The sequence below is a fragment of the Rummeliibacillus pycnus genome, assembly GCF_002884495.1.
Lineage (GTDB): Bacteria > Bacillota > Bacilli > Bacillales_A > Planococcaceae > Rummeliibacillus > Rummeliibacillus pycnus.
On the sequence record NZ_KZ614145.1, the window covers coordinates 3,147,298 to 3,165,726 of the forward strand.

Below are 18,429 nucleotides of genomic sequence, written 5' to 3' on the forward strand. Positions count from 1 at the left end.
TAGATTCAAAATCTATAGAAAAGAGGCGAGGCACATTGTTTAAAGGGTTACCACTTTATATCGTTTTGATTGCTATAGGCTCTCTTAGTATTACTTTTGCAGTGACAAAGGATATACCATCTAATATACAATGGGTCCTGCTAATTGGTGGTACGTTTTTAAATCTAATTAGTTTAATCGCTTTAATGATTTTTCTTGCTAAATCAGATCGAAAAACTAACAAGTCATAAAAAACTAAAATTAGCTGTCTATTTATGCTGATTACTCAAATATTATCTGTATATTTTTTTGATTCCACCTCCAGCGCACACAAGATGGGTGATTTATTATTTTTTCTCATAAAATCTTCTGCTTTTTATCTGTTTAATTAATAGTTGATGCTCGAATCTATATGCTTTTCACTTTTCTAACTTAAAATGTTTGAAAAAACAAATTATTTTCTATAAATTTTGTGCAGTGGGTACACATTTTGAAAATTTCGTTTACAATATAAGGTAAGGGAAATAGGAAATGGTTCATTATATAAATTAACGATTAAAGAGATTAGGATTTACGTCATGCATGTGGAGAAATATGGTGAACAAGAAGGTTTGCCTATATTTCTTATTTGTTAGGAGAAGTAATTTGTAAAGATTTATAGGATTATTTGTTGTTAAGTTTTTAGGCCTTTTTAATAAGGTAAAGGTTTATAACAAGCAGAATATACCAACAGAGGGTGGTTATTTAATAGCTTGTACACACAGGTTAGATTGATATTTTGAATCTTGGTGTTTCTATTTACCCGAAACCAATTCATTTTATGGCTAAACAACAACTCTTTGATAATAAACTACTTTGCTGGTTTATAACAAAGATGAACGCTTTTCCAGTTGATCGTGAAAATCCAGGGCAAAGCGTTGTTAAGGTACCTATGAAATTGATAAAAGAAGGAGAAGTTGTAGGGATTTTTCCTAGTGGTACACGTAATGCACAGGGCATGTCTTTAAAACAAGGTGCTATTGCGATTGCTCAGCTTTCAAAAGCACCAATTATTCCAGCTGCATACATAGGACCAAATAAGCCAAAAGAGGTTTTTGCTCGTAAAAAAGGTTACTTAATCTATGGGGAGCCTTTCTATGTCACTGCAAGAGGAAAAGATGGTAGAGAAGAATTTACACATTACTTGGAGAAGCAATTAGTTACTTTAAAAGAGCAACTAGAAGAGAAGATTTCACGAGAACGACTCTAAAACTAACTTTAGAGTTTGAAAGTGAAGTTTAGTTCATTATTACTTCTTCTGGATTCAGTATCTTGAAAGGTAACTAGATAAAAGAATACTGTAGAACACAATTTCTTTTAAGGGGTGGTTAGATGGTTACTGTAGATTTATTCGAACAAGAAGATCATAATGTGAAACAAGAGAAATCGCCTTTAGAAATGATGGCTGAAAAACGCAGCCAAATTATTTTTAAACAACGAATGTCAGTAGGACTAACGCAATCAGAATTGGCAGAACGTGCAAATGTTACACAAAAAACTGTCAGCCGCATTGAACGTGGTGATAGTAAAGTTAGAGAAACGACTCTACAGAAAGTGTATGAGGTTTTGGGTATTACAGAGAAACATTTAGAAGCTCTGAAAGAATAGCCAAATACATAACTGTGGATATAATGAGGTGTCTATTGGTAATATTTAGACTAATAGGTGCCTTTTTTAGTTTGAGTTCAAATTGTTGATGGTGCAATTTCTGCACTTTACATCTTATGATTTAGAGAAATTGGAATCAATTTCTATTCATTTAGTAAATATTCAATGACAGAACTCGTCTAAGGATGGCATAATATTGAATAGCTATTAAAGCGAAGCCACAAATTAGAGGGTGATATAAAATGGAAAAAAGAAGTTTGAGTAAAGAAGTATTATCATGGGTATGGCCAATTCTAATTGCAGTTGTTATTGCTGTTTTATGTAGACAGTTTTTGTTCTCACCAGTAACAGTTAAAGGTGAGTCAATGGAGCCAACCTATCAAAATAACAATAAGATTATTATCAGTAAAACAAGTCATATTGACCGTTTTGATATAATTGTGTTTGAATCACCGGTTGAAGATGACCACTATATTAAACGTGTAATCGGTCTACCAGGCGATACAATAAAAGTAAAAAACGATAAGTTATATATTAATGGCAAACATTACAATGAACCATATCTGAAAAAAGGTATTAGTGAATATGAAAAAATGGGCGATCATTTCACTGAAGATTTCACATTGAAAGAAGTAACCGGTAAAGACAAGGTACCTAAAGATTGTTACTTTGTATTAGGAGATAATCGCCAAAATAGTAGCGATAGTCGTGAGTATGGATTTATCAAAAAATCTGCAGTTACTGGAGAAGTGAAATTTCAATTCTACCCATTTAAATTCTAATGCATGACATCAATAGAGGAGCGTTGTTATGAAAATAGGCGTGTTATTTGTTTGCTTAGGAAATATTTGTCGCTCTCCAATGGCTGAGGCTATTTTCCGCCATTTAGTTGAGAAACAAGGAAAGTCTGAGCAGTTTGACATTGACTCAGCTGGTACTGGTGATTGGCATATTGGGGAATGTCCGCATCATGGGACTGCTCAAAAGCTCGCTGAACATAATATTACTACTGAAGGAATGGTTAGTCGCCAGATTAAAAAGGAAGATTATGATCGGTTCGATTATATTGTTTGTATGGATAGTAGTAATATCAAAAATGCATTACCCATGTTAGGGAAAAAAGAAAGTTTAAAGGTGTTCCGTTTACTTGATTTGATACAGGATCAAAGGGACGTACCAGATCCGTATTATACAGGCGACTTTGAAGAAACATACCAACTATGCTTAGAAGGTTGCAAAGCCTTATTGCAAAAAATTGAAGCTGATATTAGAAGCCACTCTTAATGAGAGGCTTCTTTTACTTTTAGCCTATATACAATTTATTAGGAATATAGTGTATAATACTACAGTAAATTATTAGCTGATCCCGTGTGGGTATCTTCTGTGAGCCCACGAATAATTAATATATAGAATACATTGAAAGAGAGTGAATCCAATGGGACGTAAGTGGAATAATATTAAAGAAAAAAAAGCTGCAAAAGACCAAGGTACTGCTCGTATCTATGCTAAATTTGGCCGTGAAATTTATGTAGCCGCTAAACAAGGTGAACCAGATCCAGAATCTAATGGGGCATTAAAAGTTGTTTTAGAACGCGCAAAAACATATAGTGTACCAAAACATATTATTGATCGTGCAATCGATAAAGCTAAAGGCGGCGGCGAAGAAAACTTCGATGAATTACGTTATGAAGGTTTCGGACCAAATGGCTCAATGATTATCGTGGATGCATTATCAAATAACGTAAACCGTACAGCAGCAGATGTACGTGCAACTTTTGGTAAAAACGGCGGTAACATGGGTGTCAGTGGTGCAGTATCATACATGTTCGATGCTACTGCAGTTTTTGCTTTAGAAGGCAAATCTGCGGATGAAGTTTTAGAAATATTAATCGAAGCTGATGTAGATGTTCGCGACGTTTTCGAAGAAGGCGAATCAACTATCATCTATGCTGAACCAGCTCAATTTAATGCAGTACAAGAAGCATTAAAAGAACAAGGTATTACTGAATTTGGTGTTGCAGAGTTAACAATGCTTCCTCAAACTGAAGTTACACTTGAAGGCGAAGACCTTGAAAAATTTGAACGCTTAATTGATCTATTAGACGATCTAGAAGATGTACAACACGTTTATCATAATGTTGATCTATAATGACTAGTAAGGACAAGATTGGATAAGAACCAAAGTTCACTAATCTTAAATATAGATTAAGCTATATAAATATACTTTACTAATTAAAAGACTGCCATAAAGGCAGTCTTTTAAATTGTGGACAAAAGGTACCGAGAGGAAATGAATACGCTCGATACCTTTTGTCATTTTATCGCTTAACCAGTAGTAAGAAAGAAGCTCAATTGCTTCAATTAACCATTAGTGGGGATAGAGAATTCCACTGATGGAAGTTTCACTTTTATGTAATGAATGAATAGACTACAGTTTTGATGTTTTATTGTTCAAATAGGAATTTCTATATAAATTAAAAGTAATCGTTTTTTGTCAATTTTTTAGGTCTTTATTTTCATATTTTTATTGCCGTTTTAAATTCAAAATAGTAATATTAAACTGATATTTATAATGCATATTATTACTTATAGTCTTAGTTATATACATTTTATGTAACTTAATTAAAGGGGTATTTAATTTGAAAAAACGATTATTAAATTTCAAATCTTTGAGAACTAAGATATTATTAGGCTTTGTTTCTGTGCTGTTCCTAAACATTTGTTTAGGAATTTATAATATCTATGCAATGAGAACTGTAAATTCTAGTATGAATGACATTGCGAAACAAGATCTTCCGTTATTAGTAAACGATGAAAAAATGTCCTTTAATATCGCAGAACGAATAGCATTAGCACGTGGCTATGTATTAACTGGTGAACAAAATTATAAAAACCAATTCAATAGCTATTCAAAGAAAAGTAAAATAATTGAAGAACAAATAATATCAAAAACAAATTCAAAAAAAGCAAAAGAATTGGTAGATAAAAGTAAGGAATGGGAAGAAATTATTGTTAACGATGTCTTTGCTACATATGATATAGGCAATCATGAACAAGCAAAAACTTTTTTAAATGGTAAAGCACAAACACTTGCGCGCGACTTAATGAGTGGTTATTCAGAGATTGCTAATCATCGAGAAACTCAAGTTTTACATAATAGCAATGCTGTAATAGACACAGGTTCTCAATTATTAAAAGTGACAATAATCGTATCACTGGTGATCTTAATTGTATGTAATATAATTGCTCTATTTACGGCAGCAACTATTATTAAACCAATCAATCGAGTAATGACACAACTAGACGAAATTGCTAATGGTAATTTAACAGTAGAACCACTTTCAACAAATTTACGAGATGAAACATCAAGGTTAATGCAATCGTCAAATGATGTATTAAACAAATTATCCTTCCTGATGAAAAAAATAAAATCAGACGCCGAAATATTAAGCGCTCATAGTGAAGAGTTAAACCAATCAGCTAATGAAGTATCAGAAGGTTCTGATCAAATTGCAGTAACGATGAATGACTTAGCGAGTAGTGCTGAGTCACAAGCAAATAATGCTGCTAATATGTCAAATAAAATGGACCAATTTACAAATCAAATTATCAGTGTAGCGCATAATGGACAAGATATTCATCATAATTCGGAGACTGCATTAGAAATGGCCGATAAAGGTAGTCAACTAATGGATTCTTCTATTAGTCAAATGAAGTCAATTGATACGATTGTAAAAAACTCTGTAGACAAAGTGCATCATTTATATGACCAATCAAAAGAGATTTCAAAATTAGTTTTAGTCATTCAGGAAATTTCAGAACAAACAAATCTCCTTGCATTAAATGCGGCAATTGAAGCAGCAAGAGCAGGTGAGCATGGCAAAGGATTTGCAGTTGTTGCTGATGAAGTACGTAAACTAGCTGAACAAGTGTCAAGTTCTGTTTTGGATATTACAAATATTGTCTCTAATATTCAGCACGAAACAGGTTCTGTCGTAGAATCACTTGTCAAAGGTTATGAAGAAGTAGAAAAAGGAACAACTAAAATTCAAACAACTGATGAAACATTAAAGATGATTAATCGGTCTGTTTCACAAGTAAATGGCCGTATAAAAAATATCTCTGATAGACTAGATCAAATACTAGTAGATAGTGAAATGATGAAGAAACTAGTTGAGGATACAGCTACACTTTCAGAAGAATCTGCAGCTGGAATACAACAAACTTCAGCATCTATTGAACAAACGAATAGTTCGATGCATGAGGTAACAAGAAGTGCAGATGAGCTTGCAAAAACGGCTGAGGGTTTGATGAATATTGTTAGCAATTACCAATTGAAATAATTTATACTATTTATAGAGCCGCTGAAACAAATGGCTGTTTCAGTGGCTTTTATAGTTATGTTAATTATTGCAGAAGAAAATTCGTTTGATTAATAAAAAGAGAGGGAAAATTGCAAAGTTAATTTATGTAGAAGGTTTACCAAATAAAGAGTGTATTAAAGATATCCAGAAGCTTCATAAAGAAGTTTTTGATCAATCTGACTTTACTATAAAAGAAATGTAAGAAAAACCGAATTTACTATGTTGTATTGCTTTAGATAACCATAAAGTTGTGGGGGTTAAATTAGGATGTGAGAAAGAGGATGCAGTTTTTACAGCTGGTCAGGTGGTTGTTAGTGCAGAATACCGTGGTCAAGATATAGTTTCAAAGTTTTGATTTTACAAAATCAATTAGTTTTTGAGCAAGGCTATAAGAAGATCTGTACAATTGGGCGTAATTATCGAAGGACTATGCTTATATTAAATATCAAAGTAGGTTTTGATAATATTAAGATGTATATTCGTAAAAGTGGTACCCATAAAATTATTATGGGAAAAGAGTTCAAGTAGAGTTGCTATAATATTCAACAAGAGGATGATGCTGAGGTGAGAAAAAAGAAGATGTTCATCTTACTAATAATTTGTATACCAATATTACTCTTTTGGGGCATTACGACAAAATGGTTAATTAACGGTGAAAAACCAAAGGCAAATGGCAAATATAAGTATGTCATCGTATTAGGAGCTAAAGTGAAGAGAGGGGCAATACCTTCTAAAGCATTAGCATTTCGTTTAGATGCAGCGCTTACTTATGTTAAGCAATATCCAAATATCCATATTATTGTTTCGGGTGGTCAAGGACCTGATGAAGATGAAACGGAAGCCTCAGTTATGAAGCAATACTTAATAGATAGAGGCTTCCCTGAGTCTAGAATTATTGTTGAGGATCGGTCAACATCCACTTATGAAAACTTATTAAATACTAAGAGAATAATTGGGAGCGATTTAAAGGGGATAACAATCGTATCAAGCGACTACCATTTAGCACGTGCGAAAATGCTTGCGGAAGAACTGCATCTAAAATGTGACGTAATAGCAGCAAAAACACCTAAAAGTATTGAAGCAAAAGTAAGATTTCGAGAACGTTTCGCACTTTTAAAATCAGCTATTACAGGAAAATGACAAATTGGAACACATAAAATTATGACATCATACTAAAAGATATTGGAGAAACTAAACTTCAAGTTCTTCCTCTTATTTCTTAACAAACAGAGGTTAGGCGCACGAGGAGCTTGTTGGTTCCTCTGCGAAGTTTTCCTATAGTGAAGCTATGTATAAAGCCAAAAAATAAAAAAACCATCTAGTGCCTAACTAGATGGTTTTTTATGTGGCATTATTATTTTGCGAGAAATTCACTGATTTGATCACGATATTTAGAAATTGATGATGCAGATACTTCGAAGTATGCTGCTACATCCTTGACTTTTGATACGCCGCCTTCTGGAATATTGCCGTTTGCTTGTCCAGCTAAAACAGCACCGGCAGCAACTGTTTCTGCTTTTTTCGCTTTCACGGATGCGTTTTCTAGGAAGCTAGTAAGAGTTTCAATATATTCAGAAGCGTCAAGATTGTATTCGTTTGTATATTTTGAAACAAGTTCTAGTACTTCAACCGTAAATGGAGCAAGTTCTACAGAATCTTCTACTGTAACTGCAACTTCACTCTCTACCTTTGTATCTTCTGACTTATCTGCTTCTTTAGGGGTAGCAGTATCTGTTGATACAGTTTGGATAAATGTTTTATAAAGGTCTAAGGAATCTGTATAGCCATTTTGCAGTTTTGCGCGTAATGCTTGCACAATATTTTCCTTCTCATCTGGAATGAAAACAACACTGCTCGTTGCTGTTAGTCCATTTTCACCTTTACGAGCATCAGGCATGAAGATACCAAACAACCAGCTACCTGAGAATGTTTTTGCTGGTGAACCATTCATAACATAGCTTTTGTTTGTGACGATATCTGTTAATGCAATTACTTCCGGACTTTGAGAATCAACTTTGGCAAGCATATAAACCGGTTTCAACCAAGATTGAAGAATGTCTTTTACTTGTTGTCGATTTTGAACAGTCAATTGTTTATTTATATAATTTTGCCACAGTTCAGGGCTATCAATATAAATGTATGTTTCCATTGCAATTGTATCTATTAATTTATCTGTAAATGCTTGTTGTAATGAATCTTTCCAAAGATGATTTCTTTTTTCTAACTCATGATAACTTGCAGTATGGAATGATTCTTTTACAAAACCTTCCACAATACGATCGATTTCTTCGCTTACAAGTGTAGTAATATCGCCTAAAGCGTTTTTACCATGACACTTTTTGTATTTTTTGCCACTGCCACATGGACAAGGATCGTTACGACCTACCAATGTAAAGCACCTCTCTTTAAAAATTGGGCATGAAAATAGGTTAGCACAATTTCAGCAAAAAAATAAGTGTTTTAATCGTTCTATTTCGAAATGGGTGATAAATTACCAAAAATTAGCGTTTTTTTGACATCATTAGTTGCAATGTTTCAGAATATAATAAATAATAGAAGAAAATACTTCGGAATTCGAAAAATGTAAAGTAAAGGGGATTGAAGATGGTTACATTTAAGGACTATGAATACAAACGTCCAGATTTAGCAGCAGGAAAAGAATACTTTCATCAACTATTAAAAGATTTTAATCATGCAAAATCAGTTCACGAACAAAGCGAAGTAATTGAGAAAATTAATGCTTTTCGTAATGATTTTTCAACTCAATATAACCTAGTCTATATTCGAGCTTCTATTGATACAAATGACGAATTTTATCAAAAAGAGCGAGATTATTTAGATGAAAAGACACCAGAAATGGAAGAGCTTTCGACAGAATATTATAAAGCGCTATTAGCATCTCCATTCCGTAAAGAGTTAGAAGAAAAATGGGGCGCTCAATTATTTGATTTAGCCGAAAATCAAATTAAAGGTTTTTCACCGGAAATTATGGCTCTCATGCAAAAAGAAAATAAACTTAGCTCTGAGTATTCTAAACTCGTCGCTTCAGCTCAAATTTCTTTTGATGGTAAAGAGTTAACCCTGGCTCAATTAGGACCTTATACAGAATCAACAGATCGTCATGTTCGTAAAGCAGCAACAGAAGCTCGTTTCGGATTTTTTAAAGAACATGAAGAAGATTTTGATCGTATTTACGATGAACTCGTGAAAGTACGCCATAAAATGGCTGTTACACTAGGATATAAAAATTTCGTGGAACTTGGCTATGTATTGATGAATCGAATCGATTACAATGCAGAAATGGTCAAAAATTACCGTGATCAAATTCGTGATGTTGTTGTCCCATATGCGACAGAATTACGTGAACGCCAAGCAAAACGTATAGGTGTGGATAAGTTAAAATTTCACGATGAAGGTTTAAAATTCCTAAGTGGTAATGCGACACCAAAAGGAACGCCTGAATGGATTGTGGAAAATGGTAAAAAAATGTACGAAGAATTATCACCTGAAACAGCAGAATTCTTTAACTTTATGATTGAACGAGACTTAATGGATCTTGTTGCGAAAAAAGGAAAAGAAGGTGGGGGCTATTGTACATTTATTGATGATTACGGTTCTCCATTTATTTTCTCAAACTTTAATGGTACTTCTGGTGATATCGATGTATTAACACATGAAGCGGGGCACGCATTCCAAGTATATACAAGCCGTAATATTGGTATTCCAGAATATATTTGGCCAACATATGAATCGTGTGAAATTCATTCAATGAGTATGGAATTTTTCACATGGCCATGGATGGAACTATTCTTCAAAGAAGACACTGAAAAATATAAATTCGCTCATTTAAGTGAAGCACTATTATTCTTACCATATGGAGTAGCAGTTGACGAATTCCAACATGTTGTATATGAAAATCCAGAAATGACCCCACAAGAACGTAAAGCAGCGTGGAAAAAAATCGAACAAATTTATCTACCACACCGTGATTATGATGGAATAGAGTATTTAGAACAAGGTGGTTTCTGGCAACGACAAGCTCATATCTACAATAGTCCATTTTATTATATTGATTATACATTAGCACAAGTTTGCGCTTTCCAATTCTGGAAAAAGTCACGTGAAAATCATGAGGAAGCATGGAAGGATTATATTCATCTTTGTCAACTAGGTGGTAAAATGTCTTTCACAAAGCTTGTGGCAGAAGCTAACCTTGTTTCACCTTTTAAAGATGGATGTGTTGAATCCGTAATGGGTGCAATTAAAAGATACTTAGATGCTGTTGAAGATGACAAATTATAATTAATTTTCAGTCTATTTATTGACAACTTGGATCATTACCTTTAAATTAATACTTGTAAATAATAAAAGCGATGATGAGAAAAAGTAAAATGAACGTATTTCTAAAAGAGAGCTTCGGTAGCTGAAAAGAAGTAGAAATTCATCATTTGAAAAATGGCCTCTGAGCTCCGTTTTGAACATGCATTGGCATTAGTAGGATGCGGCGGGACTTGATACCCGTTATCTATATCACAGTCTAGGAAGCATTTAATTTTCTGCACTGATAGAGGCTACTTGTGCGAATAAGTAGTGAATAAAGGTGGTAACACGAGAATACATCTCGTCCTTTACAATCATTTGGTTGTAAGGGACGGGATTTTTTATTAGTAACAGTCCTAGGCAATATATTCAATGAGGAGATGTTTCAAATGGCAAAAGGTTTACTAGTATTTCAATCTGATTTTGGCATAAGTGATGGAGCAGTTAGTGCAATGTATGGAGTAGCACATAGTGTAAATCCTGAATTGAAGATATATGATATAACACATCAAATTCCACAGTTTAGTATTTGGGAAGGAAGCTATCGTCTATTACAAACCGTGCAATATTGGCCAGAAGGTACCGTTTTTGTTTCTGTAGTAGACCCTGGTGTTGGATCGGATCGTAAAGCTGTTGTTGTCAAAACTGTAAATGACCAATATATTGTAACGCCTGATAACGGAACATTGACACATGTCAAACGTTATTATGGCATTGCAGAAATTCGAGAAATCGATGAAACCATTAATCGTCTTCCGAATTCAGGTGAATCACATACATTTCATGGTCGAGATATTTTTGCCTATACAGGAGCGCGCCTAGCTTCAGGAGTAATAACATATGAACAAGTTGGACCGTCTTTAAAAGTTTCAGATATAGTAGAACTTCCTTTAAAAGAATCCACAATAGAAGAAGGCGTCATTACAGGAATCATTGATATTGTAGATAAACCTTTTGGAAATCTGTGGACAAATGTCCGTCGTAGTCAATTTAAGCGCATAGCAAAAAACTACGGAGATGCTTTCGAAGTAACTATTAGTACAGATCATCGTAAAATTTACCAAAGTATCATGACATATGGTCATTCTTTTGCCGATTTAAGGATAGGCGAGCCCCTTCTATATATTAATTCGTTAGACAATATTGGTATTGCCATTAACCAAGGTTCTTTTGCAGAAGCATATCACGTGGGTACAGGTACTAATTGGGAAGTATCAATCCGCAAAGCACCGAAAATTATCTATATTTAGTTAGTTAATCTATCTATTAAATAAGCGACGAAATCTCAAAGATTTGACCAAAATATAGCTTGGTCAAATCTTTTTTTGAGTGCCTATTTCCAGTTTTTCACCGTATAGCGTATACTTGAAGTATAAAAATAATACTTAGGTAAAATATATGAAGGAAGTGAAGTAATTGACAAAAAAACTATGGTTCCAAGTGGGTGTTGGAATACTTCTAGCATTACTAATCTTGAAGTATTTCCTGGAGATTAAAGCCCTCTTTTATCCAATTGTCGTTATTTTAAGTGCTATATTCATCCCACTATTAGCAGGCGGTATTTTGTATTATGTAACTGAGCCAATTCAACGTTTCTTGGAAAAAAGGAAATTTCCACGTTGGGCAAGCATATTATCTATCATTGTTTTACTATGCTTGGTTGTCTATGCATTTATAGCAATTGTTGTACCACCTATAAACGATCAAATTAATAATCTAGTTAAAACCACTCCGACTTTAGCAAAAGAGCTTTCTGATATGATCGACTATATTCTGAAGAATCGCGAAAATTTCCCTGATCAACTAAATGATACGATCAATAAAGTAACGAGTTCAATTCAAGATTATGCAGTATTTACAAGTAAATTTTTAGTACAACTTATCTCAGGAATCGTTTCTGGTGCATTTGTTTTAATTCTTGTACCATTTTTCTTTATCTACATGTTAAAAGATCACGAAAAATTTGCCCCAACTATTTATAATTTGTTTTCAGGGTCACGTCGTCAGTGGGTTAAGAAAACATTAAAAGAAATCGATGACGTGTTACGCAGCTATATACAAGGTCAATTATTGATTAGCTTAATACTAGCGATTATTATTTTTATAGGATTTAAAATTATTGGGCTTGAGTATGCACTATTACTAGCTCTCTTTGCTTTCTTTATGAATATGGTGCCTTTCATAGGGCCATGGATTGCGCTTGTTCCTGCTGTTATTGTGGGACTATTACATGATCCAATGCAAGCAGTATGGGTATGTGTTGTAACGCTTGTAGCTCAACAAATAGATAGTAATTTTATCACGCCAAATGTCATGGGAAAAACATTAGATATCCATCCATTAACGGTGATCACCATTATTTTAGCAGCTGGTAATATTGCTGGATTTGTAGGGATTTTACTAGGAGTACCTTTGTATGCAGTAGGTAAAGTTGTTGTAAAGAATATCTATGAACACTGGAAGGAAATTCGATCAACAGCAACCAAGAATGTGTAGGTGAAACACTTGGAAAGTGAGATTTTAAAAACTTTTGATGATCAACACCACCGGACAGGTGTTGCAACTAGAGCAGAAATTCATGCTAAAGGAATATGGCACGAAACCTTTCATTGTTGGCTGATTAGTGAAATAGCTGGGGAATATTATATGTATTTTCAGCTAAGAAGTGCTTCTAAAAAAGATTATCCATCCCTTTTCGATATTACAGCAGCAGGGCATTTATTGGCATCAGAAGTACCGGGTGATGGTATTAGAGAATTGAGGGAAGAATTAGGCTTACCAATCTCAACTAGAGATTTAGAGAAATTAGCAATTATTCCAACAGTTATTGAACAGCCTCCAATGTTCGATCGTGAATTTGCGCATGTATATTTAGTTGTCAAATCTGAACAGTTTGAGAATTTCCATCTTCAGTTGGAAGAAGTAGCTGGAATTGTACGTGCAAAAATGATGGATGTGATGAACTTTATCGCTGGTAATACAGTTCAATTACATATTGAAGGCTTTGAAGTACTTGTAAATGGAGAGAAGAAAAGTCTAAATTTAATGGCAAAACCAGAGCATTTTGTCCGTTATAACGATTTCTATATGACTAAATTAATGAGTTTATTGAAAGACAGATTCCAATAACGAAATAGGCTGTGAAGATTACACAGCCTACTTCGTTCTTTTTAATTAGGTTCTGTTATATGAGCTTGCATTCATGAAATCCTAACAGTACTGTTCAACGCAAGTTAGAAGCGCTTAAGATAGGAGAAAAATGCTATACTTAAATAGACTGTAAAGGACAAAGGAGTATACTATGTTAACATTTGAACAAAAGCAAAAAATCATTGAAAGTTTTCCAGAACTAACTCGCAAAGAAATATCAATGAATCGTTTAAATTACCATTTTGAAGGTAGCCAATATGATAAAAAAATTGTTGTTGAAAAATTACATCCGAATGGCAATGGTTTTGTCTATGTTGGAGATTTACTTCGTTACAACGCTGACGATAGAGGTCTAGTTAATATTCGTGATTTCTCAGAACAAGAATTACGTGAGGTAATTGAAGATTCTATTATGTATTTATCAGAAGTAGATGAGCCTGTTGAGGAAGTGAAAATTGAGCAAATTTGGCGTAATCGCACAGGTGACCAATTACTTCTAGTCAATGATGCACCTTACTGGAATATTTATCATGGCTTTAATTTAGAAGAAAGTTTTGGTACACGAGATGATGCTGAAAATTATCTTCTTGAAGAAGGATTTAAACCATCTAACAAATAACTTTAGGTGAGAGAGGGAAGAAGATGTCAGGAAAGAAGGCGACATTGATTGTCGTTGGTATTGCTCTTGTTTGCGTGATTCTAATTTATTTATCAATTTTAGCCTTTTACAAAAATAACCCACATCAACCAAATCAGAAATCATTAAGTTTGACGCTTAGTGTGACACAGAACGAATTTGAGATCAAAAAAAGAGATTCTACGCTAATCCGATAGAATCTTTTTTTATGGGACAATAAAAAAATCTGTCAGCTGGGGACAGATTTTCAGCATATTGTTTTATTATATAAATAAATTAAAAATGGAGAAGATTAATGCCCCTAGTAGTGCTGCAGTAGGCAATGTAATAATCCAAGTAATGACGATTCTACGAGCAACGCCCCAGTGAACACCTTTAGCATTTTGGGCAGCACCTACACCCATAATAGCAGAAGAAATAACATGAGTTGTTGAGACTGGTAAATGTAGGCTAGTAGCGCCGTAGATGATTAAAGCAGATGATAAGTCAGCTGCGACTCCATTGACAGGGCGGATTTTCATGATCTTGCCACCCACGGTTTTGATGATTTTATAGCCACCAACTGAAGTACCTATCCCCATCGCAGCTGCACAAGCTACACGTACCCACATTGGAACAGCATCTCCAGTTTGGAAACCTGCAGCGATTAAAGCCATCGTAATAATCCCCATAGACTTTTGTGCATCATTTGTACCGTGTGAAAAAGATTGTAGAGCAGCTGTGAAAATCTGTACTTTACGGAATCCTTTATTGGAACGGTACAAATTTAAGTTTTTAAATAATACTTTAAATAAAGACATCATCAAGAAACCGATGATGATAGCAATAAATGGCGAAAAGATTAAGCCTTTAATAATTTTGATAAAACCACCAAAGTTAATGGCATGAAAACCAGCTGCAGCAATTGCAGCGCCAGCTAATGAACCAATGATAGCATGCGATGAACTAGATGGAATCCCAAGGTACCAAGTTAGTAAGTTCCATATTATTGCTGATAATAATGCTGCTAAAATAATATACGTACCATTGCTTAAAGCAAATGGGTCAACAATATCTTTTGCCAGTGCTTTGGCAACACCAGTAAATGTGATCGCACCGATAAAGTTCATTGATGCAGCTAAAATTACTGCTACACGAGGTGAAAGTGCACGAGTTGAAACAGTTGTAGCAATGGCATTTGCAGTATCATGAAAACCGTTTATGAAGTCAAATACTAGCGCGAATGTAACAACAAGAACGGTTAAAATTATTATAGTATTCATGTGTTTCTACAGCTCCTACGCATTACGCATTATGATAGTATCCATCGAATTGGCAACATTTTGACAATAGTCAGCAACTTCTTCAAGTTGTTCGTAAATATCTTTAAATTGGATAATGCGGATAGGGTCTTTTTCATGTAAGAATAATTGTTTTATAGAAGTACGTAATACTTCATCACACTTACGTTCATAATCCTTAATGAGAATAGCATGTTCACGCATATTAATTAATTTTTTGTTTGTTAGATGTTCCATAGCAGTAGCGATTTGATCTGTACTTAGTACAATATATTTTAGAAAATCTCTCATATAGTCATCAACTTCAGTAAGTGAGAACATTTCGAAGTGCGCGATACAGCCTTCGATGCCATCTAAGACATCGTCCATACGTACAGCTAATTCTAAAATATCTTCACGTTCGATTGGTGTCATAAATGATTTATTTAACTTTTGGATTAGATCATGAATTAACGAATCTCCATCAGTTTCATATTTCTTAAGTGTTACGCTAAGCTCTTTCAGGTCTGCAACGCCTGTAATTTTAAAATCATCAGCGTAATGAGTTGCCTCTTTTACATTTTGAGCAATCTTCAACAAAGCAGAGAAGAAAGGATCCTCTTTTTTTGAGCTAAACATATAAAGCCTCCTATATATAAATCAATTTAATCTTATTTTGAACGCAACTATAATCATAACAAATTGTTTGATAAATCAATACGAAAATTACACGAATTCCATCAAAATTTACATTCCCGTAACATAGGATGTGCATATTTTCCAAGAAAATAATCAGAAAAAAATGAAACTTTTCAATTAGGCATCCGTATTACCTATTGAAAGAAAAAAGTAATCATCAAGGGGGTGAAGATGATCGACATAAATTCTTGGTCCATTGAACAGTGGTATTTATATTCATTAATATTTTTAGCAATTTGTATGATTCTATATTTATTTTTTGGTGATATTGCAGATGGGGTTAGCGAAGGAATTCCATTTTTTAATCCAACTGTTATTTTGGCTTTCTTAACTTTTTTTGTGGCACTAGGGTTTATCTTCGAAACATTGACATCGCTGAACAGCATTTTGATCGGTATTATTTCTGGAGTTATTGCAATAGTATTAGATGTTTTAGTTTATTTTTTTATCTTAATTCCGTTAAAGTCAGCCGAAGTCTCAATGGTTTATACTGAAGAATCATTAGGCGGTCAAGTAGGTAAGGTAATTGTGCCTATTCCTGTCGACGGTTTTGGTGAAGTAGTAGTTGAGACAGTCAATGGCATTATCTCAAAACGTGCAACAAGCTATGATAACGTGGCCATACCTTATGATTCAAAGGTGCTCATCGTAGAAGTAGTAAAGGGAACTTTATATGTTAGGGAGTATGAGCCGTTATTTTAATAAGAGGTTTTTAATGAAATAAAGCTAAAAACATATAGTTAAGAGTCATAACTTAAGAAGGAGGAATTTTGAAATGTTTCCATTATTGATTGTCGGTGCCATTGTAGTTGTCATTTTGTTAGCGATTATTGGAGTTTATGTTACAAAATATCGTACTGCGGGTCCAGATGAAGCATTAATCGTAACAGGTAGTTACCTAGGATCAAAAAATGTACATACGGATGAATCGGGGAATCGTATTAAAATCATTCGTGGTGGGGGTACTTTTGTATTACCGGTATTCCAACAAGCAGAGCCTTTAAGCTTACTTTCCAGTAAATTAGAAGTTACAACACCGGAAGTTTATACAGAACAAGGTGTACCTGTAATGGCAGATGGGATCGCGATTATCAAAATTGGTGGTTCTATAGGAGAAATTGCAACAGCAGCTGAGCAGTTTTTAGGGAAACCAAAAGAAGAACGTGAAAACGAGGCAAGAGAAGTATTAGAAGGTCATTTACGCTCTATTTTAGGATCAATGACTGTAGAAGAAATTTATAAAAACCGCGATAAATTCTCACAAGAAGTTCAACGTGTTGCATCACAAGATTTAGCAAAGATGGGCTTAACCATTGTATCCTTTACCATAAAAGATGTACGAGATAAAAATGGATACCTAGATTCACTAGGAAAGCCAAGAATCGCACAAGTTAAACGCGATGCGGATATTGCTACAGCAGAAGCAGAAAAAGAAACCCGTATTAAGCGTGCAGAAGCCGATAAAGAAGCCCAAAAAGCAGAGCTTGAACGTGCTACTGAAATTGCTGAAGCAGAAAAAGAAAATCAATTGAAAGTCGCTGAATACCGCAGAGAGCAAGATATTGCGAAGGCACGTGCTGACCAAGCTTATGAGTTGGAAACTGCACGTTCAAAACAAGAAGTCACTGAGCAAGAAATGCAGATTCGAATTATTGAACGTCAAAAGCAAATTGAGTTAGAAGAAAAAGAGATTTTACGTCGAGAGAAACAATATGATTCAGAAGTTAAGAAAAAAGCAGATGCAGATCGTTATGCAATTGAACAAAATGCAGCAGCTGAAAAGATGAAACAACTAGCGCAAGCAGATGCAGAGAAATATCGTATCGAAGCAAAAGCTAAAGCAGAAGCAGAGAAAATTCGCTTAGATGGTTTGGCAAAAGCTGATTCTGAGAAAGCACAAGGGGAGACAGAAGCTGAAATTATTCGTTTAAAAGGTTTAGCAGAAGCAGAAGCAAAACGCAAGATTGCAGAGGCCTTTGAACAGTTTGGGCAAGCGGCTGTATTAGATATGATTATCCGAATGATGCCTGAATATGCAAAACAAGTAGCTAGTCCATTATCTAATATCGATAAGATTACAGTTGTTGATACTGGTAGCGGTGAAAATGGTGGAGCCAATAAAGTAACAGGTTATGCAACAGATTTAATGGCAACTTTACAAGAAACATTAAAAGCTTCATCAGGTATCGATATGAAAGAAATGCTAGAAAATTATTCTGGTAAATATACAATTCGCCCAAGTATTGAGCGTTTGGCGGATGGCGTACAGAAGACAAATAGTGCATCTACTGCCGCTACAACAGAAGATTAATGAATCAAAAGATTGCTCTTTTAACCAAAAATATCTGGTTGAAGAGTGATCTTTTTTGTTAAA

General features: G+C 34.3%; 19 protein-coding genes, 1 pseudogene and 1 other annotated feature. Of the genes and pseudogenes, 17 read left to right on the top strand and 3 right to left on the bottom strand.

Going from position 1 to position 18,429, the window contains the following annotated elements; translation table 11 throughout:
* The first annotated feature begins 35 nt into the window (after nt 1-35).
* From CEF14_RS15445 to CEF14_RS15480, 9 genes and pseudogenes are all read left to right on the top strand, one after another.
* On the top strand, nt 36-230 hold the full coding sequence (locus tag CEF14_RS15445) for a hypothetical protein (RefSeq protein ID WP_102693645.1): 195 nt from the start codon (nt 36-38) through the stop codon (nt 228-230).
* A gap of 406 nt (nt 231-636) precedes the next feature.
* Nucleotides 637-1,228: pseudogene (locus CEF14_RS15450) on the top strand (lysophospholipid acyltransferase family protein).
* A gap of 122 nt (nt 1,229-1,350) precedes the next feature.
* Complete coding sequence (locus CEF14_RS15455) at nt 1,351-1,626, top strand: helix-turn-helix domain-containing protein (protein WP_102693646.1); 276 nt, start codon at nt 1,351-1,353, stop codon at nt 1,624-1,626.
* Nucleotides 1,627-1,868: 242 nt separating this feature from the next.
* Nucleotides 1,869-2,408 (top strand): signal peptidase I, encoded by a 540-nt coding sequence (gene lepB / locus CEF14_RS15460; protein ID WP_102693647.1) that lies wholly within the window; start codon nt 1,869-1,871, stop codon nt 2,406-2,408.
* A gap of 28 nt (nt 2,409-2,436) precedes the next feature.
* A complete protein-coding gene (locus CEF14_RS15465) occupies nt 2,437-2,910 on the top strand; it encodes a low molecular weight protein-tyrosine-phosphatase (RefSeq protein ID WP_102693648.1) in 474 nt (157 codons plus the stop codon).
* Nucleotides 2,911-3,061: 151 nt separating this feature from the next.
* Entirely contained in the window at nt 3,062-3,775 is a 714-nt protein-coding gene (locus tag CEF14_RS15470) for a YebC/PmpR family DNA-binding transcriptional regulator (RefSeq protein ID WP_102693649.1), read from the top strand.
* Between the two features lie 598 nt (nt 3,776-4,373).
* Nucleotides 4,374-5,969 (top strand): methyl-accepting chemotaxis protein, encoded by a 1,596-nt coding sequence (locus CEF14_RS15475; protein ID WP_245890187.1) that lies wholly within the window; start codon nt 4,374-4,376, stop codon nt 5,967-5,969.
* A gap of 67 nt (nt 5,970-6,036) precedes the next feature.
* Nucleotides 6,037-6,192: a hypothetical protein gene (locus CEF14_RS19095; RefSeq protein WP_170061529.1), complete on the top strand. Its 156-nt coding sequence runs from the start codon at nt 6,037-6,039 to the stop codon at nt 6,190-6,192.
* Nucleotides 6,193-6,554: 362 nt separating this feature from the next.
* Nucleotides 6,555-7,130 (top strand): YdcF family protein, encoded by a 576-nt coding sequence (locus CEF14_RS15480; RefSeq protein ID WP_245890188.1) that lies wholly within the window; start codon nt 6,555-6,557, stop codon nt 7,128-7,130.
* Between the two features lie 214 nt (nt 7,131-7,344).
* Here CEF14_RS15480 and CEF14_RS15485 read toward each other — a convergent pair whose 3' ends face one another.
* Complete coding sequence (locus CEF14_RS15485) at nt 7,345-8,379, bottom strand: YecA family protein (RefSeq protein WP_170061530.1); 1,035 nt, start codon at nt 8,377-8,379, stop codon at nt 7,345-7,347.
* 215 nt (nt 8,380-8,594) lie between these two features.
* Between CEF14_RS15485 and CEF14_RS15490 the strand changes: the two genes are divergently transcribed.
* The 6 genes from CEF14_RS15490 (at nt 8,595) to CEF14_RS15515 (ending at nt 14,294) form a co-directional block, all read left to right on the top strand.
* Nucleotides 8,595-10,292, top strand: a complete 1,698-nt coding sequence (locus CEF14_RS15490; RefSeq protein WP_102693653.1) for a M3 family oligoendopeptidase — start codon at nt 8,595-8,597, stop codon at nt 10,290-10,292.
* Nucleotides 10,293-10,354: 62 nt separating this feature from the next.
* Nucleotides 10,355-10,622, top strand: a binding site (T-box leader).
* 77 nt (nt 10,623-10,699) lie between these two features.
* Nucleotides 10,700-11,560: an SAM hydrolase/SAM-dependent halogenase family protein gene (locus CEF14_RS15495; RefSeq protein WP_102693654.1), complete on the top strand. Its 861-nt coding sequence runs from the start codon at nt 10,700-10,702 to the stop codon at nt 11,558-11,560.
* 166 nt (nt 11,561-11,726) lie between these two features.
* The gene (locus tag CEF14_RS15500; RefSeq protein ID WP_102693655.1) at nt 11,727-12,806 is read left to right on the top strand and encodes an AI-2E family transporter; all 1,080 of its coding nucleotides are present in this window, start codon (nt 11,727-11,729) and stop codon (nt 12,804-12,806) included.
* Nucleotides 12,807-12,815: 9 nt separating this feature from the next.
* Nucleotides 12,816-13,439, top strand: a complete 624-nt coding sequence (locus CEF14_RS15505) for an NUDIX hydrolase (RefSeq protein ID WP_102693656.1) — start codon at nt 12,816-12,818, stop codon at nt 13,437-13,439.
* Between the two features lie 172 nt (nt 13,440-13,611).
* A complete protein-coding gene (locus CEF14_RS15510) occupies nt 13,612-14,079 on the top strand; it encodes a hypothetical protein (RefSeq protein WP_102693657.1) in 468 nt (155 codons plus the stop codon).
* Between the two features lie 23 nt (nt 14,080-14,102).
* On the top strand, nt 14,103-14,294 hold the full coding sequence (locus CEF14_RS15515) for a hypothetical protein (protein ID WP_102693658.1): 192 nt from the start codon (nt 14,103-14,105) through the stop codon (nt 14,292-14,294).
* 66 nt (nt 14,295-14,360) lie between these two features.
* Here the strand turns inward: CEF14_RS15515 and CEF14_RS15520 are convergent, their stop codons facing one another.
* Both CEF14_RS15520 and CEF14_RS15525 read right to left on the bottom strand, forming a co-directional pair.
* Entirely contained in the window at nt 14,361-15,359 is a 999-nt protein-coding gene (locus CEF14_RS15520) for an inorganic phosphate transporter (RefSeq protein WP_102693659.1), read from the bottom strand.
* 15 nt (nt 15,360-15,374) lie between these two features.
* Nucleotides 15,375-15,995, bottom strand: coding sequence for a DUF47 domain-containing protein (locus CEF14_RS15525; protein WP_102693660.1), 621 nt, complete (start codon nt 15,993-15,995; stop codon nt 15,375-15,377).
* A 234-nt stretch (nt 15,996-16,229) separates the two neighbouring features.
* Between CEF14_RS15525 and CEF14_RS15530 the strand changes: the two genes are divergently transcribed.
* Nucleotides 16,230-16,757: a hypothetical protein gene (locus tag CEF14_RS15530; RefSeq protein WP_407690477.1), complete on the top strand. Its 528-nt coding sequence runs from the start codon at nt 16,230-16,232 to the stop codon at nt 16,755-16,757.
* 73 nt (nt 16,758-16,830) lie between these two features.
* On the top strand, nt 16,831-18,366 hold the full coding sequence (locus tag CEF14_RS15535; protein ID WP_102693661.1) for a flotillin family protein: 1,536 nt from the start codon (nt 16,831-16,833) through the stop codon (nt 18,364-18,366).
* Nucleotides 18,367-18,429 lie beyond the last annotated feature (63 nt).